This window comes from Bacillus sp. 5mfcol3.1 (assembly GCF_900114335.1).
Lineage (GTDB): Bacteria > Bacillota > Bacilli > Bacillales > Bacillaceae_G > Bacillus_A > Bacillus_A thuringiensis_S.
Genome location: NZ_FOST01000001.1, coordinates 724,674 through 748,241 on the forward strand (window position 1 = coordinate 724,674; position 23,568 = coordinate 748,241).

Below are 23,568 nucleotides of genomic sequence, written 5' to 3' on the forward strand. Positions count from 1 at the left end.
AATTAGATATACGGAATTAATGGAAGGGGAGCGACACCTTTATGTCACAAGCACAAAGTATTTTATTAGAAAGCGGAACAAATGAATTAGAGATTGTTACGTACACTGTTGGTGAAAACCTATTTAGTATTAATGTAATGAAAGTACGTGAAATCATTAATCCATTCCCTGTTACAACTGTGCCAGAATCTCATCATGCAGTTGAAGGTGTTGTTCAAGTACGTGGTGAAATTTTACCTGTTATTAACTTAGCAATGGCTCTTAATTTAAAGTCAACAAAGCCACTTGATCAAACGAAATTTATCATCTCAGAATTAAACCAAATGAAAGTTATTTTCCGCGTTGATGAAGTGCATCGTATTCAACGTATTTCATGGGAACAAATTGATGAACCAGCTTCATTATCTATGGGACTAGAAGAAACGACATCTGGTATTGTAAAACTAGATGGAAAAATCATCTTACTATTAGATTATGAAAAAATTGTATGTGAAATTAGCGGCACTGGTTATGACAATAAGTCAATTGCAGGATTAGAACAAAAAACAGATCGAGCTGAAAAAGTAATTTACATTGCAGAAGATTCAGCGATGCTTCGCCAAATATTAGAAGAAACATTATCATCAGCTGGATATACAAAAATGAACTTCTTCAGCAATGGTGCAGAAGCGTTAGCGCAAATTGAAAAATTAGCGAAAGAGCAAGGCGAAAAAATGTTTGAGCATATTCACTTGCTAATTACGGATATTGAAATGCCAAAAATGGATGGACATCATTTAACGAAAGTGGTTAAGGATAGTGAAGTAATGAATCGTTTACCAGTCATTATTTTCTCTTCATTAATTACAAATGAATTATTCCATAAAGGTGAAGCTGTAGGAGCAAATGCTCAAGTAAGTAAGCCAGATATTCAAGAGCTAATTGGTTTAGTTGATAAGTTAGTGCTTTAAAAGCTTCTATTTAGCCAGAATAGAAGCTCTAGCTAAGTGTTGAGCAGTCAGTGCTTAATAGAGCCCTATGCGATGTTGAGACCAGACATATGGAGTGGTTATAGGTAAGTAGAAGAGCTGGCGTATAACATTTTTCTATTTAGTAGGAATAGGGGAACTACTTATGTAAGGAAGTTTTTAGTGATTAATAGAGTCTCATGCGATGTGAGTTCAGAGGTATGAAGTAGTTTTAGGTAAGAAGAAGTGAGACTTCGATTGAGGATTTGAAGACTGGGTTTATAACTCTATTCTGCTAGAGAGAGGAAGGAATTAGCCATATGTAGCATTGGCTAGTTCCTTTTTAGTATTCTATACTTTAAGCTGGCAGAAAAATGAAAGGTTTCTAAGGTGTTTGCCACTGTATGTATGAAAAAATCTTCAAATGAAGATTTTTGATTTGAAAATATAAGCAAACGTATTTTCGAGGGTTATTTTAGTAATATTTCGTGGTAACGCAAATTTTTTCGGTGAAAAAGTATTCAAAATACCATATAATATAATTAAATGTAATTAATATGCAATTTTACATATTAATAAAAAAACATTTTCCAAATTTTTATACTTTCTATACATTTTTGTATGTTAATTATTTGACAGATAATTTCGAACTGTTATAATATGGATATGTAAAAATTGCTATTTTCTTAAAAGACATGGGAGTCAGATGAGAATTGTGAAAGGATGAGGGGGAGTGGCACAGATTATGTATCACCACACAGCAATTAATGTATTAGGTCTTTTACAAAACATGTCAAATAATAAAATGAACGATATGCAACTAGAGGTGGAATTTAAAAAAATAGAAAAAGAATTCCAAGTAAAGTATGAAGAATTAGTTGATTTACATAATAGAATGGTATTATTTCAAATAGATATAGAAAAAAATGGCGGGATGCGAGCGTACGAAAAATCAGCAATTACATGGCTGAAATCTGAACTAGAGCTACTGTATGAAGTGTATCAATTTTGTCAGCGTCACGGTTTAAACATTTTAAATATTTCAAAATACGTAAGTAAAAATGAACTAAATCTTTTTCCAAAAACAGAAAGTCAATTGCAAAATACGTATTATAAATTGAAAAAACGTGAAATACCGTTTGAAAATATTGAAAAACAAAAACCAGGACGAAAGCGAAAATATATACCAGTAAAAGAAACAATCGTTGCAAGAAAACAAGAAAATGAGTACGAATTAAAAGAAGAAATCCAGCATAAAGAGGATGAAAAAAATCTTGTAACAGTTATATCTGGTATCGTTGATAACTTTGAAACAATTAATCAGTGTAGTGAAAGGAAAGAAGACGAACTACATCAGTTTATGGAAGGTATTTATAAGCTTTCTAGCATGGCAGCAGGGCGTTCTAGAGAAGCAAAGAATACACGTAGTCTAGAAGGTGAATTGCAGTCGTTACAACTAGAAAATGAAAGGTTAAAACGAGAGAAAGAAGAGCTTGTACAAGATATTAAAGGTATGACGCAGCTTTTAATTCATTTCATTACAAGTTCTGATATCGATCAAATTCGTAAATTACCAACTTTCGTACAAGATTGTAAAATGGAATTACATAAACTAGGGCTATATAATGCACAAGACGGGAAAATGAAAATAATGGTTGACCGTAGCGGACAAGTTATGACGGTAACGCAGTAATAAAATTTGGGTACAAAATAAAAGGGAGATACATAGTTTATATGTATTTCCCTTTTATTTTGTATGGAATCGTTCCAAAGATGGAAGATGAACTTTTACGATTGTAGTAGTTTAGAAACCATTTGCGGTATTTGATTAGCTTGTGAAACCATACTAAGTGCAACTTCAGTTAACAATTTAAACTTTAAAAAATCGCTCATTTCCTGCGCCATATCCGCATCTTCAATTCGAGATGCAGCATCTGTTAGGGCCATACTTTGGCTATTTAAATTTTCAATATTAAACTGTAAACGATTCATCATAGCACCGAGATCAGCACGATGAAGTGATACATTTTGTAAAGCCTCTTCAATTTTACGAATTGCAGCTCTTGCTTCTTGCTCTGTTGAAATCTTGATGTCGTGTTGTGCAGGGGAAGGGGGAATATGTTTCGTCATATTTATTGTATGACCGATATCGTCTAATGTAACAGGGCGGTTTTGACCACCAAATACGGATAAATCATTAAACTCAGTCGTCTCGCCAATATAGCCAATTTGTTCTGTTAAAGACTGAAACTCTTTATTCAGCGAATCACGATTTGCATTTGAATTTGTACCGTTTGAGGATTGAACGGCTAAATCACGCATACGCTGTAAAATATTCGTCACAGTTTGAAGGGCAGCTTTCGCCGTGCGAAGCATCGATATCGCATCCTCATTATTACGAATCGCCACGCGCATACCACTTGCTCTCGCATGCATCCGAGTCATAATTGCAATATTGGTTATCAGAAGCATGGTTTAACTTCTTACCAGTCGCCAAATGCTCAATCGTAACATTCATACGTTTCTCATTCTCATACAACGACTGCCTAGCATTCATACTTAAAACATTCGTACCAATACGCATAATAGACACTCCTTATAGATTGATATAGTTAGTGTTCTAAAGCTAATAAAAGGTCATGAAAAGATAAAAGGATTATGCTTATTTGCTATTTGTGTTTTAACATAAGAGGGGATCAAGATAAGCACTGACCGCTTCTATGCACCGCAGATGCTTTCTTCCACATAAAAAAGAAGGTTTTATAAATAATCTATCTATATAGAAAAAAATAAACCTCTCCGCAAGCAGAGAGGTTTATTCAGGAAACTAACTCAAATGGCTTATTGTAATAATTTAGAAACCATTTGTGGAGTTTGGTTTGCTTGAGAAAGCATGCTGATTCCAGCTTCGTTCAAGATTTTGAACTTAGTCATTTCAGACATTTCTTTCGCCATGTCAGCGTCTTCTACTTGAGAAGCAGCAGATGCCATACTAGATGCTTGGCTCTTAAGGTTGTTTACGTTAAAGTCTAGACGGTTTAATGTAGCACCTAAAGTTGCACGGTTGTCAGCAATATTTTTAATTGCTGCATCAATTGCTTTGATAGCTTGTAATGGGTTAGCAGCAGATTCATCAGCTGCAGTAGCGAAAGCTGGAGGTGCTGTCACTTGAGCTTTAAATTTAGCTGAAATAGTTTCAGCTGTTACAGGTGGTGTGGCACCTGGATTATAAGCATCGAAAGATTTTTGGATTTCATTTCTTTGCCCTTTTGTTAAGTGATCCTTAATTTTATTGAATTGTTCTTGAGCAGCTTTAACCTCAGCAGTAGATGACCCTACTTTAAGTCCTTCAATTACATTAGCAGCTTCAGTGTAGACCTCTTTAGAAACTTTAGCAGTTACAGGTGCTGTAATTTTACCGTAAGCTGTTGCAATTGCCTCAGCAGCTGTACCTTTATTAGCAGTTGCTGCGTTATCGTAATTATCGAATGCTTTAGCTAGCTCTCTAGAATCAGCATCAGTTAAAGCATCTTTAATTTCATCAAATGCTTTTTTTGCTTTTGCAACATCATCAGGAGTCGAACCTGTTGCTAATGCACCAATTGTATCAGTAGCATTATCAACTGCAGCTTGAGTAACTTTCGTAGAACCAATGCTTAGTGTATCAATTCCTAAAGCTTTAGTAGACGCACTTCCTAATTCAATGCCAATTTGTCTTGAACCATCTTCAGAGTCAAGAGTTTGGATGTTAATTGTTTTGTTAGAACCATCTAATAGGTTTTTATCGTTAAATTGTGTATTGCTTGAAATATAATCGATTTGTTTCTGTAATTCTGCAAATTCTTTTTGTAGTGCAACTTGGTTTTTATTTGTATTTGTTCCGTTTGCAGATTGGTTTGCAAGGTCACGCATACGAAGTAAGATGTTAGATACAGAACCTAATGCTGAGTCAGCTGTACGGATTAAAGACATACCGTCTTGTGTGTTGTTAGCTGCTACTCCTAATCCGCTTTCACGTGAACGCATACGAGTTGCGATTGCAAGACCTGCTGCATCGTCAGAAGCGTTGTTGATACGTTTACCGCTTGATAAACGGTCCATAGAGTTGCTCATTTTAGCTTGGTTTTGGCGCATGTACTCTTGAGTACGCATGCTGTTAATGTTTGTATTAATTCTCATGTTAAGAAACCCCCATTTTTTTATATTGACTTTTCTGCAAATTGAAAAACGGTAATATGCGAAAAAATCAATTTCGAGATTTATTGTAATCCTTGCTACAACGGGTGTCAACTAAAAATTCGAATTAATAAATATAAAAAAATAACAGTTTAACAATATATTCATTTTTTTATTACATAATTATTAAAAGGATTATTGCAAACTTTAAAAAAAAACTCTAATATTAGATTATCTTTGTTTACCGAAAAGGTGATATTATGATAGTTGGAAATATAGTAAAAGAAGTGCTTGCATATAAAAAAGGACAAATTCAGCAAAAGTTAAGTAGTCCACAAGCATTTGTGAGTAGTCGTTTTCAAGAGAAGTTGCAGAGTGAACCTGCGAAGGAGACGAAAGAAACTACGCAGCCGGCAAAAGTAGAGGATATGAGTCAGCCGGTACAATCTACGAAAATAGAAGCGGTTGTTAATAAACCGGCAGAAACTATTAATAAAGTAGAGGAAGCGAGTAAGCCTGAAGAAAAGGTTGAAAAGAAGAAAGCAGATGAAGTGCAAGTTGCGCAAAAAGAGTTTGAACGACGTTTCCCAGAAACGAAAAATGAGGCTGCTGATACGTGGGAATTAACGAAGAAGTATAATATTCAAAAAATACGTTCTTCCAATGAAGGGAAGTATGAGGATATTATTGATCGTGTAAGTCGTACATACGGAATTCCGAAAACGTTAATTCAAAAAATGATTGAAGTAGAGTCTAATTTTAATCCGAAAACGGTGTCACATGCAGGTGCGATGGGTCTTATGCAACTTATGCCAGCGAATGTGAAAGAGATGGGTGTGAAGAATCCATTTTCACCAGCTGAAAGTATTGAAGGTGGCGTGAAAGAGTTAAGCGGTTATTTAAAGAAAAATAACGGCGACTTAGTATTGGCACTTGCTTCTTACAATGCTGGTCCTGGTAATGTGAGAAAGTACGGAGGCGTACCGCCATTTAAAGAAACGCAAGGATATATTAAAAAAATATTAAATATCGACGTTTCAAAATAAGAAGTTTCATATATAGAGAGAACATGAAATTTTCGTGAACATGATATGGGAGTTGGCTAGATTTGAAATTACAAGATGATATTCCGTTAACAATTTATTTTGAAATCGGAAATACGAAAAAGAAAATTGAAGATCTGCTTCATATTACGAAAGGTACATTGTATCGTCTTGAAAATTCAACGAAAAATACGGTGCGTCTTATGCTTGAGAATGAAGAGATTGGAACCGGAAAGATTTTGACGAAGAATGGGAAGATGTACGTTGAAATCGTTGAATTGAAAAGGTAGGGAAGGGGATTGTCATGAGTGGCGAAAAATTAAGCCAAGAGCAAATTGATGCCCTGCTGAAGGCGGTAAATGAAGGCGAGGAAATGCCAGCTTTCGCACAAGAAGCAGGAAAGCAAGAGAAATTTCAAGAGTATGATTTTAATAGACCAGAGAAGTTCGGTGTTGAGCATTTACGTAGTTTGCAAGCGATTGCTTCTACGTTTGGGAAACAGACGTCACAGACGTTATCAGCGCGTATGCGTATTCCAATTGAACTAGAGCCTTCAACGGTTGAGCAAGTTCCATTTACGAGTGAGTATGTGGAGAAAATGCCGAAAGATTATTATTTATATTGCGTGATTGATCTCGGTTTACCAGAGCTTGGAGAAATTGTTATTGAGATTGATTTAGCATTCGTTATTTATATTCATGAATGTTGGCTTGGCGGAGATAGTAAGCGTAACTTTACGATGCGCAGACCGTTAACAGCATTTGAGTTTTTAACGCTTGATAATATATTCTTGCTTCTTTGTAAAAATTTAGAGCAATCATTTGAAAGTGTTGTTGCGATTGAACCGAAATTTGTAACAACGGAAACAGATCCGAATGCATTAAAGATTACGACAGCGAGCGATATCATTTCATTACTTAACGTAAATATGAAAACAGATTTTTGGAATACGACGGTGCGTATCGGGATTCCGTTCTTATCTGTTGAAGAAATTATGGATAAGTTAACGTCTGAAAATATTGTCGAACATTCTTCGGACAAACGTAGGAAGTATACGTCTGAAGTGGAAGTGAAAGTAAATCAAGTGTACAAACCTGTTCACGTTGCGATTGGTGAGCAGAAAATGACAATGAGTGAGATTGAACAAATTGAAGAAGGCGATATTATTCCGCTTCATACGAAAGTTTCGGATGAATTACTTGGTTATGTAGATGGAAAGCATAAATTTAATTGTTTTATTGGAAAAGATGGAACGCGTAAGGCGCTCCTATTTAAAAGTTTTGTAGAGTAGGAGGATCCATATGAAGCATGAAGTATCTCCTGTGTCATTAATGGGATTAGAAGATTTTGCAGGAAAGCGAAATGAAGCAGGTAAAGCACATATTGATACTGTTTCAGATATTTCGATTGAACTTGGTGTAAAGCTTGGAAAGTCATCTATTACGCTCGGTGATGTAAAGCAGTTAAAAGTTGGCGATGTTCTTGAAGTAGAGAAAAACTTAGGACATAAAGTAGATGTGTATTTAAGTAATATGAAAGTCGGCATCGGTGAAGCAATTGTAATGGACGAGAAATTCGGTATTATCATTTCTGAAATTGAAGCTGATAAGAAACAAGCGGCGCTTATGAAAGCGCAAAGTCAAATGCAAGATAAAGAGTAGAGGAGGAGTCATATGTCGTATATGACGACCTTATTTCAAGTCGTTTTACTGTTTGGTGCGCTCGGTTACGGTGCATATTATATGACGAAAAAGACGCGCAAACAGCAGTTTTTTAAGCAGGGTGAAAATGGCCATATTCAAGTAAAAGACGGCGTGTATTTAAATCATCAAACGAGTGCCTTTTTATTTGAAGTGGACGGAAAGCAAGTGTTCACTGTTATTAGTAATAACGGTGTACAGTCTGTGCAATTAACCGGAACAGGAAATCAGTTTCAACAAGCACTAGAAGACGCGGTGAAGACTGAAACGAAAAAAGTAGAGGATCCATCATGAGAATAAAGAAACAGTTATCATTATTAGCCGTTATTTTCGTATTTTCTATCGTTTTTTCAATTATTTTTGTAAATCCAGCGTATGCGGCCCCGAACGGTTTTATTAATTTCGAAAATGGAAAAGAGTTTACGAGTAATTCAAGTGTACAACTATTTGCGCTCGTTACCCTTTTATCATTATCTTCTTCTATCGTTCTATTATTTACACATTTTACTTATTTTATGATCGTTCTTGGGATTACACGTCAAGGACTTGGGGTAATGAATTTACCACCAAACCAAGTGCTTGTTGGACTTGCATTATTTTTATCACTCTTTACGATGCAGCCTGTACTCGGGCAACTGAAGAGCGATGTGTGGGATCCGATGACGAAAGAGAAAATAACAGTAAGCCAAGCTGCGGAAACGACAGCTCCTATTATGAAAGAATATATGTCAAAGCATACGTATAAGCATGATTTGAAAATGATGCTGAAAGTACGCGGAGAAGAGTTGCCGAAAGATTTGAAAGATCTTTCCTTATTTACACTCGTACCATCCTTTACGTTAACGCAAATTCAAAAAGGTTTACTAACAGGGATGTTCATTTATTTAGCATTTGTATTTATAGATTTGATTATTAGTACACTTTTAATGTACCTCGGGATGATGATGGTACCGCCGATGATTTTAAGTTTACCGTTTAAAATACTCGTTTTCGTATATTTAGGTGGATATACAAAAATCGTCGATATTATGTTTAAGACGGTCGCCTGAAGCGCTTGATGCTATGTGATAGGAGTCATATAAATGAATACGTCACCAATTATAGATATTTTCCAAACCTTTTTTTATAAAGGGGTTATGATTTTAATGCCGATTGCCGTTGTAAGTCTGATTGTCGTTATTATTATCGCGGTTATTATGGCAATGATGCAAATTCAAGAGCAAACGCTGACGTTTTTACCGAAAATGGCGAGTATTGTGCTCGTTATTATCATTTTAGGTCCGTGGATGTTCCAAGAGTTAACGATGCTTATTTTAGATTTATTTGATAAAATCCCATCGCTATTGCGTTCGTACTAAGATAGGTGAACTGAAATGAATATGGAATTATGGGCGGCGACGTTTTTTGCGTTTTGTCGCATTACTTCATTTTTATATTTTCTACCGTTTTTCTCAGGTCGATCAATTCCGGCGATGGCAAAGGTTACATTTGGACTTGCTCTTTCAATTACAGTGGCCGATCAAGTGGATGTCTCTCACATCAAGACAGTTTGGGACGTTGCAGCTTATGCAGCAACGCAAATTGTAATTGGTTTATCACTTTCAAAAATTGTAGAGATGCTGTGGAACATTCCGAAAATGGCAGGGCATATTTTAGACTTTGATATCGGTTTATCACAAGCAAGTTTGTTTGATGTAAATGCGGGCTCACAGTCTACTTTACTATCAACCATTTTTGATATATTTTTTCTTATTATTTTTATTTCACTTGGCGGCATTAACTATTTCGTTGCCACGATTTTAAAGTCGTTTCAATATACAGAGGCGATTTCAAAATTGTTGACGACTAGTTTTTTAGATAGTCTACTCGCAACGTTATTATTTGCGATCACATCAGCGGTTGAAATTGCTCTGCCGCTTATGGGAAGTTTATTCATCATTAACTTTGTTCTAATTTTAATTGCAAAAAATGCTCCGCAATTAAACGTTTTTATGAATGCATACGTAATTAAAATTACATGTGGTATTTTGTTTATTGCGATGAGTGTACCGATGCTCGGTTATGTGTTTAAAAATATGACGGATGTATTACTTGAAGAATATACGAAACTATTTAACTTTTTCTTAACGAAGTAGGGGGACGCGCATGGCAAAGGATAATAAAACAGAAAAGGCCACCCCGCAGAAGCGTAAAAAATCGCGTGAAGAAGGGAATATTGCCCGGAGTAAAGATTTAAATAATTTATTTTCCATTCTCGTATTAGCAGTTGTCGTTTATTTCTTCGGAGATTGGCTAGGTTATGAGATTGCAAATTCCGTAGCGGTGCTGTTTGATCAAATTGGAAAAAATACAGATTCAACCGAGTATTTTTATTTAATGGGGATTTTATTACTGAAAGTATCGGCTCCGATATTAATACTCGTATATGCTTTTCATTTATTCAATTATATGATTCAAGTCGGCTTCCTATTTTCTTCTAAAGTCATTAAACCGAAAGCGTCACGTATCAATCCGAAAAACTATTTTACGAGATTGTTTAGTCGTAAAAGTTTAGTAGATATTTTGAAATCACTGTTTTATATGGGATTAATCGGTTACGTTTCGTACGTTCTTTTTAAAAAGAATTTAGAGAAAATCGTCAGTATGATTGGATTTAACTGGACTGCGTCACTTACTGAAATTATTAGGCAAATTAAATTTATCTTCTTAGCAATTTTAATTATTTTAATCGTTCTTTCTATTATCGATTTCATTTATCAAAAATGGGAGTATGAACAAGATATTAAGATGAAAAAAGAAGAAGTGAAACAAGAGCATAAAGATAATGAAGGGGACCCGCAAGTAAAGGGGAAACGAAAAAACTTTATGCATGCGATCTTGCAAGGGACAATCGCGAAGAAGATGGATGGTGCAACGTTTATTGTAAACAACCCGACGCATATTTCAGTGGTGCTTCGGTACAATAAACAAGTTGATGCGGCGCCTATTGTCGTTGCAAAAGGGGAAGATGAGCTCGCATTATATATACGAACGCTTGCCCGTGAACATGAAATACCAATGGTGGAAAACCGTCCGCTTGCTCGTTCTTTATATTATCAAGTCGAGGAAGATGAGACAATTCCTGAAGATTTATACGTAGCTGTAATTGAAGTTATGCGCTATTTAATTCAAACGAATGAACTTGAAGTATAATAGCGCGTTTGGAGGGGATCTCTTTGTTTAAGATGGATTCTGCAAGAACCTATTTTTCTATCTTTTTAGCAGCGTCATTCGTTGTGGCGCTCTTAATTCCACTTCCACCATTTATACTTGATATCGTTATCGTTTTTCTACTAAGTATGTCAGTGCTTATTTATATGCGAGCGACAAGTATTAACGAGTGGGATGAGTTAAAGTCATTTCCGACGATGTTGTTATTAATCGGGATTTTCCGCGTATCGATTAACGTTTCGACGACGCGAGCGATTTTAACAGACGGAAATGCGGGTCATGTTATTGAAGAGTTTGGCCAGTTCGTAATTGGCGGGAACTTATTAATTGGTATCGTTATTTTTATAGTTTTAATCATATTTCAGTTTATCGTTGCAAACGGTGCGTCTCGTACAGCTGAAGTAGCAGCTCGTTTTACACTTGATTCTTTACCAGGGAAACAAATGTCTATCGATGCTGATTTAAACCAGCGTATTATTTCAGAAAAAGATGCACAGGCAAAACGTAAAAAATTAAATATGGAAACAGAGTTTTACGGAGCGATGGATGGTGCCGGAAAGTTCATTAAAGGGGACGTTATTTTCGGGATTGTCATTTTATTCGTAAACATTATTTTCGGTTTAATTGTCGGAATGATGCAGCAAGGAATGAGCTTTGCAGATGCAGCTCTTCATTATACACAGTTAACTGTCGGTGACGGAATCGTAAACCAAATCGGTTCGTTAATGCTTGCAATTTCAACAGGTATTATCGTAACGCGTGTATTTGACGGCTCACCGGATACAGTAACAGAAGGTATCTTTAAAGAGCTATTAGCACATGAAGTCGTTGTATATGCACTTGGTGGTTTATTTATTGCAATGGGTATTTTTACTCCGCTACCGTTTTTACCATTCGCACTCGTTGGTGGAACGATTATCTTCTTAGGCATTCGTAATAAAAATCGAATAAAGAAAGAAAAAGAAGACGAGCTTCAAAAAGAATTAGAAATGATTCAAGGTGAAGATGAGCAACTGCAACAAGTGGAAGATTCATTCGGAGTATTTACGGATAAATATCCGATTATTGTAGAACTCGGTTTAGATTTAGCAGCACTTGTAAAGCAGAAAATTAACGGGGAAACAGCTCGTGATAAAGTTGTTCTTATGCGGAAGTCGATTATTACTGACCTCGGTATTAACGTTCCTGGAATTAACTTTAAAGATAATACGAGTTTTAGACCACGTGGTCGTTACATTATTCGTATTAAAGGTGCGAAGGCGGCTGAAGGTGTTTTAAAATCAGGTTATTTATTAGCACTGAAAACACCGAACGTAATGGCTGATTTAGATGCAGAGCCAGCGAAAGATCCAATTTTCGGTGAAGATGGATATTGGATTTTAGAGCATATGGTGCAAGATGCACAAATGAAAGGCTATCAAGTGTTAGAGCCACTTAGCATATTAATTACACATTTAGATGTTATCGTTAGACGTAATCTTCATGAATTAATTCAGCGTCAACATGTAAAAGACTTAATTAACTCGCTTGAAAATGATAATGGCGTTCTATTAGAAGAGATTAAGAAGAAAGAAATTGATTTATCACTCGTTCAAAATGTTATTAAACAACTTCTAAAAGAAGGTATTTCTATTCGTGATTTACCAACAATTATTGAAGGTATTATTGACGGAAAAGAAGTGTATCAAAACCACGTTGACGGTGTGACATCATTTGTTCGTGAATGTATTTCAAAAGTTATTTGTGAAAATGCGAAAAATCCGGACGGAAAAATATATGCAGCGCTCTTCTCTGATTCAATTGAGTTAGATGCGGATGTTGTGAATAATTCATATCAAGGTTACTTATTAAACTGGGATTTAGATTTAGAAACACGTGTCGTTGAGCAAGTGCAACGCGTCTTTAAGCAAGCACGTTTAATGGGAAGAGAACCAGTGTTATTAACACGTAGAAAAGATTTTAGATTTGCGATTGTAAGACTGCTAGAACGTTATCAAGTGGAAGCACAAGTACTTTGTATTAGCGAATTAGCACCAGAAATTGTTGTGGATCAAATTGCCTATATTGAATAGTAGGGGGTGAAGTAATGGAAAGTACAGAAAAGAAAGAAGCGTTAATGCGAATAAAAGCAGCTTCGAAAAATGAATTGTATCGAAAGTTATTTGACCAATATGGTACAGATTATTATTACGTTGTCGATGAAAGTGTAAAACGAAATATACCGTTTTTCTGGAAAAAGGATTATGAAATGTTAGTTGCTTTTCCAGAAGAAAAACAGGAAGAAGTGAATGAAGGTACAGCACAATTTCATGAACAGTTAATGGATGTCGTGAATGATCCTTCAGAACAAATTGTGAAGGCGAATGGAATTCAATCAGTACTGCACAATTTAGAAAACGTAACGACTTCTATGTCATACGCGGCAATGCAAACAGGAAATAGTGAAGAATGGGCAAGAAAAAAAGAAAAACTATTAAAGCTGTTTGAAAAAGGGATTGTCGTGGTGAAACAGACGAAAGAAACGGAAGTACCGAAAAAGAAAAAAGTTGTGAAACAAGTCGTTCCGGTAAAGAAAGAAGAAGTAGTTCCAAAGAAAGAAAATCAAGAATCTGTACCGTTTATTATTCAAAAAGTAATTCGGATGCTAGAACAAAACGATGTAGAACAATATTTCATTTATGCATATGCTGAAAAGTTAAAAATAAAGTTTGAAAATGCAACGATGATTACAGAAGAAGAAGTTATCAGGTACATATTGGAAGATATGAAATCTCATTTCAATACGGAAAACGTCTTTGAAAAAGAAGTACAAACAATCGCATTAATCGGTCCAACTGGTGTTGGTAAAACGACGACGCTTGCGAAAATGGCATGGCAATTTCACGGTAAGAACAAAACAGTTGGTTTTATAACGACAGATCATTCGCGCATAGGGACAGTGCAGCAATTGCAAGATAACGTAAAAACAATTGGATCTGAAGTAATTGCTGTGCGTGATGAAGCTGCAATGACAAGAGCGCTTACGTATTTTAAAGAAGAAGCACGCGTCGATTATATTTTAATTGATACAGCCGGAAAAAATTATCGTACGACAGAAACAGTGGAAGAAATGATTGAAACGATGGGACAAGTAGAACCAGATTATATTTGTTTAACGTTATCAGCTTCGATGAAAAGTAAAGATATGATTGAAATCATTACAAACTTTAAAGATATTCATATAGATGGTATTGTGTTTACAAAATTTGATGAAACAGCAAGTAGTGGTGAATTGTTGAAAATTCCAGCAGTATCATCAGCTCCTATTGTATTAATGACAGACGGCCAAGACATAAGGAAAAATATACATATCGCTACAGCTGAACATTTAGCGAAACAAATGTTACAAACATCGTAGAAAAGAGGTGAAGAATAAGGCGCTTGCCTTATTCAAACGAATATGAACGGTCTTTATATAGGTTCTATGGGTATGATGAACTACATGCAGCGAATTAATGTTCATTCGAATAACGTTGCAAATGCTCAAACGACAGGATTTAAAGCAGAAAATATGACGTCTAAAGTATTTGATGTACAAGACACATATCGCCGCGGAGATGGGGCGGTAACAAATATCGGTTCGGTCGATTATGCTGTAGTACCAGCTGCAACACATGTGAATTTAGTACAAGGAAATATACAAATGACAAATAGCGCTACAGATTTCTTTTTAGATGACGGCGCAGCCGGCACAGCATCATTTTTCGTTACTTCTAAAAATGATGAAACGTTTTTAACGAGAGATGGTAGTTTCACATTAAATAGTGATCGTTATTTACAAACATCTTCAGGTGCTTTCGTAATGGGAGAGAATAATGAGCGTATTCGTATTCCGGAAGGAGCAAAGGTTGCTGTACAAGCAGACGGTACATTATATGATGAAGTAACACAAAATAATATTGCTCGTTTACAAACAAAAACAGTAGATGCAGAAACGAATGCTCGACTCGTGCAACGTGAAAATAAAAGCTTTACACTAGCAGAAGGAAACATTGCTAATTTACCGAACGGAACAGGAATAGTAAAAAATCATATGCTAGAAAATTCAAATGTAGATATGACGAAAGAGATGGCCGATCTTATGACGGATCAAAAGATGATTCAAGCATCACAGCGCGTTATGACGTCATTTGATAAAATTTATGAAAAAGAAGCGAATGAAATATTGAGATAAAGGACTTCCAAAAGTGGGAGTCTTTTTTGTTATTGCTTTTATTACAGTTACATCATATAATGATAATGATTATCAATATCATTATATCTTTTTTCATAAGAATAGAATTTCATAATGACAGCAACATTTGTTTAACTAAGTGAATTAAAAACAAGGGGATGGTGTATATATGTCTACAAAGAATCAACTTTGCATTGGATTATGTTTAATTTCTAGAAAGAAAGAAGAATTGAATGAGTTTAATTCCGGAATTGATGAACAAGTAGAGTTGGCACTACAGGCAGAAAAGGCTAAGTTAGATTTTGTTTTTAAAGCCGATTATTTAGTGGCGCACCCAGATTTAATTGCTCGTAATAAAGGGAGTGTCATTTTAGACCCGACGTTACTGTTTACTGCTATTGCTTATGCGACAGAAAAAATTGGAGTCGTTACAACTGCTTCAACTTCGTTTTATCCACCATATATATTAGCAAGGCAATTACAATCGTTACACTGGATTAGTAACGGCCGAGTAGGGTGGAATATTGTTACATCCATTGACGGTGCTGAAAACTTTGGTGAGGAAGGGATGCCATCATCTGAGGAACGATACGCGAAAGCGGCAGAATGTACAGAGTTAGTAAGAAAACTTTGGAGGAGTCACCCTAATGAAGTATTGAAAGTAGATAATACTGATGTTATTAGAGAGATGGTAAAGCCTATTGAGCATAATGGTGAGTACTTTAAGGTAAAAGGTCCACTTAATATTCCGCAGCATATATCAGGAGAAATGTCATTATTTCAAGCCGGTGCTTCAGAGTCTGGTCGGAATTTTGCTGCTTCTGTTGCTGATGCAATTTTTGCTGCAACGCCAGATGTAGAGTCAGGTATTGAACTTCGTCAAGATTTAAGAAGAAGAGCAGAACAGCATGGCCGCAAGCAAGATGCTATACGTGTATTACCTGGATTATATTTCTTTATAGGTGATACATATGAAGAAGCGTTAGAAATGCATAGGCAAGCTCATCAACATCTCACAAAAGAGAAGAGATATACGTTACTTGAAATGGTTCTCGGATTAGATGCGAGAGGGATTCCGCTAGAAAGTAAAATTACGGAAGAGATGCTGCCAAGTCGGGATCAAACTGTTCGCAGTAAAACTCATGCCGAGTTATTACGGAACTTCATTATTAAAAATGAACCAACAGTTGAACAAATACTAGAACGACCAGAAGTTGTTGGATCGGCTCATTGGGTTGCAGTTGGTACACCAAAAGACGTTGCGAAGCAAATTATGGATAGGTTTGAGGCAGGGGCGTTAGATGGATTTATTGCCATTCCAGGAGGACCTCCAAAGTCACTAGATCTATTCTTTAGTGAAGTCATCCCTTTATTTGTGAAGGCGGGTGTATTTAGGGAAGAGTATACAGGTTGTACTTTACGGGAGCATTTGGCGGGGAACATATTAAATACTTTACAGTTAAAATAAATAATAGTATGTAGAAAAAAGCCTTATTGTAAAAGGCTTTTTTTATTTAAAATTAAAAATTCTGAAATATAAGTTGACTGTATGAATGTTATTTTTTATATTAGTAGGTATAACTATAACTACTAAAGAGGTGAGAGTATGACAACGGCATTATATTTAGAAGATGCATACAAAACGAGTTGTGAAACAGAAGTGATAAAAGTAGAAGGGAATAAAGTATTTGTAAAAGAAACAGTTTTTTATCCAACTGGTGGAGGGCAGGAATGTGATACGGGTGTTATTGTACAAGATGGGTCTGTATTTGAGGTTGAAAAAGTAAAGAAGGAGCAGGGAGAAATAGTTCACTATATAAAAGATGAAGCTCAAGTAAAATTAGGTCCAGTTAAATTAGAGATGAATTGGGAAAGACGTCATAATTTAATGCGTCATCACTCTTTACTGCATCTTATCGGAGCTGTTGTTTATGAAAAGTATGGAGCTCTATGCACCGGAAACCAAATTTATCCTGATAAAGCCCGTATCGATTTTAATGAGTTACAAGAGTTATCGAGCGTGGAAGTAGAAGAAATTGTTGAGGAAGTGAATAAACTTATTGAGCAAAATAAAGAAATTTCCACTCGCTATATGAGCCGCGAAGAAGCAGAAAATGCTGTAGGAATGATTAAAACAGCAATAAATCTCCTGCCAACTACTATCCAAGAAATCCGCATTGTTACAATTGAAAATTTAGACGAACAAGCTTGTGGAGGCACACATGTGAAAAATACGAGTGAAATAGGAACACTTGTTATTGATAAAGTAAAAAGTAAAGGGAAGCAAAATCGTCGTTTTGAAGTAAGGGCGATTTAGATTGTGAGGGGTTACCGATGGATGAAATTATAAAGGAATTACAAAAGTTAGGATTTTCCCAGTATGAATGTAAAGCGTATATTGGATTGTTAAAACACTCCCCAGTAACAGGCTATGAAGTGAGTAAACAAACAGGAGTACCTCGTTCTATGATTTACGAGGTACTCGGTAAGTTAATGGATAAAGGAGCGGTGCATATTGTACCTTCTGAACCAGTTAAATATGTACCAGTACCAGCTACCGAATTAATGAATCGAATGCGAAAAGACTTTGAAAAATCCTTTGAATTTTTAGATGAGAAACTAAATTGTTTAGAACAAGAGCGACAAATAGATGTAATTTCGCATATTCGCTCAAATGATCGTGTTTTAAAAGAAATATGCAATATAATTAATAGGGCAAAGGAAGAGTTATGGATTTCTGTATGGGAAGATCAAGTGCATGAAATTGAGCCATACATTCATCAAAAGAAAGAGGAAGGCGTACATATATTTTCAATCTTATTTGGAGCTCCAGAAACAAAAATAGGAGCGACGTTTCATCATAATTATATGACGCCCCACGTTGTTGAAAAGAGAATGGGGGGTCATTTAACTGTTATTGCTCGTGATGGGGAGGAAGTATTAATTGCGAACTTCTCAAATGATAGCACTTCATGGGCCGTTACAACGTATGACCCAGCGCTAGTTCTCGTTGCGACAGAGTATGTGCGGCACGATATTATGGTTGAAGAAATCACAAAGGAATTTGGAGCTGATAAGTTAGATACGTTATGGCGTGAAAATATAGATTTAGTTCATGTCGTAACAGGAAAACGAACTTTAGAAGGAATGGAGGATGATAAGGATGAGTAAAGCTGAGGCACATGTAGCTTTGCAGAGCGATGATACATTTCAGCAAGGAGTAAAAGATTGTTTACCAACTGTATTTGGTTATTTGAGCATCGGTATAGCAGCTGGTGTAATTGCAAAAACAGCAGGTTTTTCTATCATTGAAATTGCATTTATGTCCACTTTAATTTATGCAGGTTCTGCCCAATTTATATTAGCTGGTATGTATGCAGCCGGTGCTCCTGCTTCCGCAATTATTTTTACTGTATTTTTTGTTAATTTACGCCATTTATTAATGAGCGCAGCGCTTGCACCGTACTTTACGAAAATTCCTCTATTTAAAAACGTAATCATCGGTTCGCAAATTACAGATGAAACTTTCGGCGTTGCAGTGCAGCATGCAGCGCAAAAAGGATATTTAGGTGAAAGATGGATGATTGGGCTTAACGTAACAGCGTATTTAAATTGGATACTTGCTACCATTATTGGTGGGCTATTTGGTGAGTGGATACCAGATCCACATACATACGGGATGGATTATGCATTACCAGCGATGTTTATCGGATTATTTGTTCTTCAGCTCATAAGTAGTAAACCAAAACTAGTAATTCATTTAAGTGTTGCAATTGTATCGATTATTATCGCATACGTTTCACACCTATTTATGCCAGATAGTATAGCGGTTATTATCGCAACATTACTAGCTGCGACGATTGGAGTGGTGATTGAAAAATGGAAATGAGATTAGATGTATTATTACTTTTACTAGCAGCAGGAGCTGTTACACTCGTGCCACGTATTTTACCTCTACTCGTATTTAGCAAACTACAAATTCCTGACTGGGGTTTAAAATGGTTAAATTACATACCAATTGCGATATTAGCAGCGCTTTTAGCACAAGTTTTATTTATGCATGAGACGATGCAGTGGGATTATCTTATTGCAGCAATTCCAACATTTCTTGTAGCGATATATACTCGTAGTTTATTAGGTACAGTATTAACGGGAGTGGTTGTGATTATTTTGTTACGTTTCTTTTTCTAAAAAGGATTTAGCTCATATAATAGCGAAAAGTGTAATAACATGAAAAATATAGGGGTGGTGTTATGATACTTTTAACGATAGGAGCAATTTTGTTAACGTTGTTTATTTTCTTTATTCTCGGTTTTATTACATTTATGATGTTTGTTGATAAGGCGACGCCTCAAATATATTATACACCTTGTGAATCAGTGACAGTGAAAGCTAAAGGTAAACATAGAAGGAAGAAAAGTTGAAAGTTGGCTTTTCTTCCTTCTTCTATTACATCCCCGAAAGAACTAACAACAATAACCAAAATAGAAAACTAATAAAGGAAAGAAAACCAATACATATCGAGAACACACGATTATTTCTTCATTCGTGCCAAAAAGCGATAAATCCTAAAATACAAAGGAAAAACCAAATGGGCAGGAATATGAACTCGCTAACTTTCTCGGGGAGTAACGAATAAAAAGTTGTTACATATAAAATCCAATTTGTAAAAAATAAAATGCAAATGATAATAGATTGTAAGTAGGAGCGGTTGAAAAATAGTCCTTTTTTTACGGTTTTAAAAATGATAGTTAGCGCTGAGATAAAGGCAATGAGTATGAAAACAAGTAAGAGTAATGTCAGCGTCATTCGAGTCTCCTTTATAAGATTGTTTTTATCACGCATGGGCAGTAAGACCCACACCTTAAAACTCAACGTAAGAAAAGAGATTAGGTGGGGGATGCCCCCCACTGATTGAAGTTTCACTTTACAAGAAATGAATCTATTAAATTGTATGCTTGTTTTGTAGAGTGCCTGTTATATTTTTCAGTGTACGGATTTAGAAATCCATGTTCACCGTGTAGTTGTTTTATTTCTAATAAAGGATTATTTTGTTGCTGCAATGTTTGAATTAAAGAGGATACTGAAAAACTAGCTTCTTTTTCAGGAAATATAAGTAGTGTAGCGCATGTAGGCTTTATGTGAACATAGTCGCGTATACGAGAACCGTAACATCCGATAATAAAATCTATTTTCGGATTGCTACTACATAGCCATGAGACGGTAGCTCCAACGCTAAAGCCGATAAGACCAATATGTGTATAACTACTAGAAAGATGAGAAATGAATTCTTCAATTTGCTTTTTTCCATAATCAAATCCAATATGATTTACAAAATGTTCATATGCTTTTTCTTCATCACTATAATGAAATGCATGTTGCGATTGTAGAAGGTTAGGACAGAATACGTCTATATGAGATGAAGTAAAGTGGTTGGTAACGTGATGCATATGGTCGTTCACACCATATATTTCATGAACAATAACGAGAGCTACTTTTTTCTTCATAGTTATATTGTGCCTCTTTGAAACTTAAATTCTTTCTCAACAAGGCAGATACGCAGGTGGAAGTTTTCATACCATTGCTCACGACCTCTTTTTTTCGCTTCTTTATGTAAGGCGTTCTTTTTCCAATTTTCAATCGCATCAAGTGATTCCCAATAAGAAATTGTTATTCCGAGTCCAGAATTACCTCGTGCACTTTCTACACTTAAAAATCCAGGTTGTTGCTTTGCAAGTTCCTCCATTTTTCCGGCAACGGTATTATAGTCTGTTGTATCATTTGATAAATTAGAAGTGAATATCACCGCATAATAATGATTCGCCTTTTGTGAAGCATTTTCCATATAAATTCCCCCTTTAATAAGTATTTTAGCATGTAAAAAAGAAAAGAAGCAGTACGCTTCTTTTCTTTTTTTACGCTGTGAATTTTAATCCAGCATATATTTTACGACCCTTTTTTTGAATCCAACATACTTGTGCATTTCTCTTTTGAATATTACGTTCTTCCATTGTTACTTGTATAATTTGGTCAATCACAAGAGGGATGTTCGTTTGTACTTGGCACCCACCTGTACTATAGTCGACAATGGTCGCTTCAATCGGCATCCCATTCATATGCAATGTTCCAGAAGACATCAGTTGCTCACGTATATGTTGCCTGCGAAATTGTCTTGGTGCTTTTTTGGTATTTTTTATGAAAGATGCAATTGCTAGTGTAAGAAATGCTTTATCGTACACCTTTTCCACCCGGTCATTAACCGGTTTACTAAATAGATGAAGAATGAGTTTACAATATTGCTCATGGGATACATCATCAAATGATACACCAACTTGTACAGAATTTTCTTGTCTCCGAATCCATTTTTTTGTACTATGAATCTTTTCTACCTCGCCAAAAGATAGCGTATAGGAAGATAGACTTGATAAAGTTTCAAATGGAATGGAGGGATCTAATTCAAAACGTGCCCCCGTTTCACTAATATCAAGGACATGGCAAGAAATGATCATATCTTCGGCATATAAAGTACCTGGTAAATTTACTACGAAACGTTCTGAATTTCGAAAACGCGGTCTTTCAAATGCTACAAATAGTGAAGTGACAATAGCTATCCCGTTGTATAGTACCCAGAAAATATTAATATATAAGCTCTCTCTTTCAATATGATATTGCTCAGGATATAAGAGCATAAGTGTTGCCCGAATTAGTGCAATAATTGTTAAAATGAGTAATACGAGGTGAGGGACGCTTGCAATCCATAAAAAATGCCTTGTATTATTTTGAACTCCCTTTCTTGTCACATGAAATTGAAATTTTTTACGTAAGAAAGTTTCTGATAAAATAGCAAATCCCATATAAGGAGCCATAGCAACTTCATACACATGACTCCACGTAGTTGTTCGTTTTTTATTAGAAACAGCTTTGAAAATAAGCTGTGATGTTAAAAAAGCAGGTGCCCAGAACATAAATAAGTGCACAAAATTAATTTCTAAACTATAAATATCAAATATTAAAAACAATAGCGGTGCTAGTAAAAATATCATTTTATAAACACCGAAAAACCAATAATGAATTCCATCTGCATATAAAAGACGCTGCATAAAAGATAATCCTTTTATAGTGAAAGGATTCCACTTTTTTACGACTTGAATATTCCCTCTACACCAGCGGTCCCGTTGTTTTAATAAATCACTAAATGTTTCTGGGGATAATCCAACAGCAAGTGTTTCATTGACAAATATAGTTTCCCATTTGTTAGCTTGTAGTAGCATACCAGTTGCCATATCCTCAGTAATAACTCCAGTCGCAAATCCTCCAATTTCTTCAAGAGCGGTGCGGCGAAATAGAGCGTTACTACCAACATACATCGTAGCATTAAAGCGATCTTTTCCTTCTTCTAACTGGCGCATAAAGAAATCTTGTTCATTGGCGATGTTATCTTCAAAAAACAAATTATATTGGAAAGGATCAGCATTGTAAAAAACTTGTGGTGCTTGAACGAATACAACATTATTTTTAGAAAAATAACCAATCGTTCGCTCTAAAAAGTTAGCTCGTGGTATCATATCAGCATCCATTGTTACGATAATATCACCTTTTGAATGAAGCATCGCATGATTTAAATTTCCAGCTTTTGCATGCTTATTTTCGGTGCGAGTTATGTGATGAACAGAAAACTCTGCCGCAAGTTGCTTTACACTTTCACGGCGCCCGTCGTCACAAATATAAATGTTTAGTAACTCTTTCGGATAAGTAATCAACGTACAACCAGCTATAGTACGTTTTAACAAATCGATCGGTTCATTGTAAGTTGCAATAAATATGTCGACAGTAGGTAGTTTTTCGAAAGTGGATAATGGTACTTCTTTCCGTTTATATGGCTTCCATGAAACAATGCTGAAAACGATAGATTGTAAGTAACCAGCCCATTCTGTAATTAACAATATAATACCAGCGATAATACTTATGAGATTAATAGTTGGTAACGAATAAAAAGTTCGCCAAATAAGATAAATAGCATTACAAATGAGAAATAGAATAATAAGTAATTTTTTTGACCATAAATATTTGTGTGCAAGGGCGTAAGTCATAATGATTACGAAAAAAATAATACCTAAACCTTCGTATATAGAAAGGCTCATACAATTCCTCCTTTATGAATAGAGTGGGAAATAGAAAAAACTTTATATTATTCATCTATAAAGATTTAGTTATTTCCAAGTCAAACATTATCACAAAATATAGGTTTAGAGTATAAATTTTACATTTTCTTATTATAA

The 23,568-nt window shown here is 35.4% G+C and carries 24 protein-coding genes and 2 pseudogenes; 20 read left to right on the forward strand and 6 right to left on the reverse strand.

Going from position 1 to position 23,568, the window contains the following annotated elements; all coding sequences use genetic code 11:
• The first annotated feature begins 41 nt into the window (after positions 1–41).
• Entirely contained in the window at positions 42–950 is a 909-nt protein-coding gene (locus BM089_RS03895) for a chemotaxis protein (protein WP_000075943.1), read from the forward strand.
• 742 nt (positions 951–1,692) lie between these two features.
• The gene (locus BM089_RS03900; RefSeq protein WP_000274682.1) at positions 1,693–2,640 is read left to right on the forward strand and encodes a DNA-binding domain-containing protein; all 948 of its coding nucleotides are present in this window, start codon (positions 1,693–1,695) and stop codon (positions 2,638–2,640) included.
• 95 nt (positions 2,641–2,735) lie between these two features.
• On the opposite strand, the pseudogene BM089_RS03905 reads toward BM089_RS03900, so the two are convergent.
• Positions 2,736–3,531, reverse strand: a pseudogene (locus tag BM089_RS03905) (flagellin).
• 257 nt (positions 3,532–3,788) lie between these two features.
• Positions 3,789–5,126 (reverse strand): flagellin N-terminal helical domain-containing protein, encoded by a 1,338-nt coding sequence (locus BM089_RS03910; RefSeq protein ID WP_090976005.1) that lies wholly within the window; start codon positions 5,124–5,126, stop codon positions 3,789–3,791.
• Between the two features lie 257 nt (positions 5,127–5,383).
• Here BM089_RS03910 and BM089_RS03915 point away from each other — a divergent pair, with 257 nt between their 5' ends.
• The 18 genes from BM089_RS03915 (at position 5,384) to BM089_RS04000 (ending at position 19,713) form a co-directional block, all read left to right on the forward strand.
• Positions 5,384–6,169 carry a lytic transglycosylase domain-containing protein gene (locus tag BM089_RS03915; protein ID WP_090976007.1) on the forward strand — a complete coding sequence of 262 codons (786 nt, stop codon included), beginning with the start codon at positions 5,384–5,386 and terminating at the stop codon, positions 6,167–6,169.
• A gap of 62 nt (positions 6,170–6,231) precedes the next feature.
• A complete protein-coding gene (locus tag BM089_RS03920) occupies positions 6,232–6,456 on the forward strand; it encodes a flagellar motor switch protein FliN (protein ID WP_000775712.1) in 225 nt (74 codons plus the stop codon).
• A 14-nt stretch (positions 6,457–6,470) separates the two neighbouring features.
• Positions 6,471–7,457 (forward strand): flagellar motor switch protein FliM, encoded by a 987-nt coding sequence (gene fliM, locus BM089_RS03925; RefSeq protein WP_000012361.1) that lies wholly within the window; start codon positions 6,471–6,473, stop codon positions 7,455–7,457.
• Between the two features lie 10 nt (positions 7,458–7,467).
• On the forward strand, positions 7,468–7,827 hold the full coding sequence (gene fliN, locus BM089_RS03930) for a flagellar motor switch protein FliN (protein WP_000680010.1): 360 nt from the start codon (positions 7,468–7,470) through the stop codon (positions 7,825–7,827).
• Between the two features lie 12 nt (positions 7,828–7,839).
• Complete coding sequence (locus BM089_RS03935; RefSeq protein WP_000121178.1) at positions 7,840–8,160, forward strand: hypothetical protein; 321 nt, start codon at positions 7,840–7,842, stop codon at positions 8,158–8,160.
• Positions 8,157–8,915: a flagellar type III secretion system pore protein FliP gene (locus BM089_RS03940; protein WP_001220582.1), complete on the forward strand. Its 759-nt coding sequence runs from the start codon at positions 8,157–8,159 to the stop codon at positions 8,913–8,915. Before BM089_RS03935 ends, BM089_RS03940 begins: the two co-directional genes overlap by 4 nt.
• 33 nt (positions 8,916–8,948) lie before the next feature.
• Complete coding sequence (locus BM089_RS03945; protein ID WP_001098080.1) at positions 8,949–9,224, forward strand: flagellar biosynthetic protein FliQ; 276 nt, start codon at positions 8,949–8,951, stop codon at positions 9,222–9,224.
• A 15-nt stretch (positions 9,225–9,239) separates the two neighbouring features.
• Positions 9,240–10,001, forward strand: coding sequence for a flagellar biosynthetic protein FliR (locus BM089_RS03950; protein ID WP_001055695.1), 762 nt, complete (start codon positions 9,240–9,242; stop codon positions 9,999–10,001).
• A gap of 10 nt (positions 10,002–10,011) precedes the next feature.
• The gene (locus tag BM089_RS03955) at positions 10,012–11,058 is read left to right on the forward strand and encodes a flagellar type III secretion system protein FlhB (RefSeq protein ID WP_001040119.1); all 1,047 of its coding nucleotides are present in this window, start codon (positions 10,012–10,014) and stop codon (positions 11,056–11,058) included.
• Between the two features lie 23 nt (positions 11,059–11,081).
• A complete protein-coding gene (gene flhA, locus BM089_RS03960) occupies positions 11,082–13,148 on the forward strand; it encodes a flagellar biosynthesis protein FlhA (RefSeq protein ID WP_016082170.1) in 2,067 nt (688 codons plus the stop codon).
• A 14-nt stretch (positions 13,149–13,162) separates the two neighbouring features.
• The gene (gene flhF, locus BM089_RS03965; RefSeq protein WP_071730842.1) at positions 13,163–14,473 is read left to right on the forward strand and encodes a flagellar biosynthesis GTPase FlhF; all 1,311 of its coding nucleotides are present in this window, start codon (positions 13,163–13,165) and stop codon (positions 14,471–14,473) included.
• 42 nt (positions 14,474–14,515) lie between these two features.
• Complete coding sequence (locus tag BM089_RS03970; protein WP_090976009.1) at positions 14,516–15,289, forward strand: flagellar basal-body rod protein FlgG; 774 nt, start codon at positions 14,516–14,518, stop codon at positions 15,287–15,289.
• A 169-nt stretch (positions 15,290–15,458) separates the two neighbouring features.
• Positions 15,459–16,757, forward strand: coding sequence for an NtaA/DmoA family FMN-dependent monooxygenase (locus BM089_RS03975; RefSeq protein WP_090976011.1), 1,299 nt, complete (start codon positions 15,459–15,461; stop codon positions 16,755–16,757).
• A gap of 138 nt (positions 16,758–16,895) precedes the next feature.
• Positions 16,896–17,606, forward strand: a complete 711-nt coding sequence (locus BM089_RS03980) for an alanyl-tRNA editing protein (RefSeq protein ID WP_088114225.1) — start codon at positions 16,896–16,898, stop codon at positions 17,604–17,606.
• A gap of 17 nt (positions 17,607–17,623) precedes the next feature.
• Complete coding sequence (locus BM089_RS03985) at positions 17,624–18,460, forward strand: TrmB family transcriptional regulator (protein WP_000343355.1); 837 nt, start codon at positions 17,624–17,626, stop codon at positions 18,458–18,460.
• Complete coding sequence (locus tag BM089_RS03990; protein WP_090976013.1) at positions 18,453–19,178, forward strand: AzlC family ABC transporter permease; 726 nt, start codon at positions 18,453–18,455, stop codon at positions 19,176–19,178. Before BM089_RS03985 ends, BM089_RS03990 begins: the two co-directional genes overlap by 8 nt.
• On the forward strand, positions 19,169–19,480 hold the full coding sequence (locus tag BM089_RS03995) for an AzlD domain-containing protein (RefSeq protein WP_000425944.1): 312 nt from the start codon (positions 19,169–19,171) through the stop codon (positions 19,478–19,480). Before BM089_RS03990 ends, BM089_RS03995 begins: the two co-directional genes overlap by 10 nt.
• Before the next feature lie 62 nt (positions 19,481–19,542).
• The gene (locus tag BM089_RS04000; RefSeq protein WP_000602245.1) at positions 19,543–19,713 is read left to right on the forward strand and encodes a DUF3951 domain-containing protein; all 171 of its coding nucleotides are present in this window, start codon (positions 19,543–19,545) and stop codon (positions 19,711–19,713) included.
• Between the two features lie 25 nt (positions 19,714–19,738).
• Here the strand turns inward: BM089_RS04000 and BM089_RS04005 are convergent.
• From BM089_RS04005 to BM089_RS04020, 4 genes and pseudogenes are all read right to left on the reverse strand, one after another.
• A pseudogene (locus tag BM089_RS04005) lies at positions 19,739–20,098 on the reverse strand (hypothetical protein).
• A 113-nt stretch (positions 20,099–20,211) separates the two neighbouring features.
• Positions 20,212–20,796 (reverse strand): dienelactone hydrolase family protein, encoded by a 585-nt coding sequence (locus BM089_RS04010; RefSeq protein ID WP_090976015.1) that lies wholly within the window; start codon positions 20,794–20,796, stop codon positions 20,212–20,214.
• A gap of 2 nt (positions 20,797–20,798) precedes the next feature.
• Positions 20,799–21,134, reverse strand: coding sequence for an antibiotic biosynthesis monooxygenase family protein (locus tag BM089_RS04015; RefSeq protein ID WP_000426496.1), 336 nt, complete (start codon positions 21,132–21,134; stop codon positions 20,799–20,801).
• 70 nt (positions 21,135–21,204) lie between these two features.
• A complete protein-coding gene (locus tag BM089_RS04020) occupies positions 21,205–23,430 on the reverse strand; it encodes a glycosyltransferase (protein WP_090976017.1) in 2,226 nt (741 codons plus the stop codon).
• Positions 23,431–23,568 lie beyond the last annotated feature (138 nt).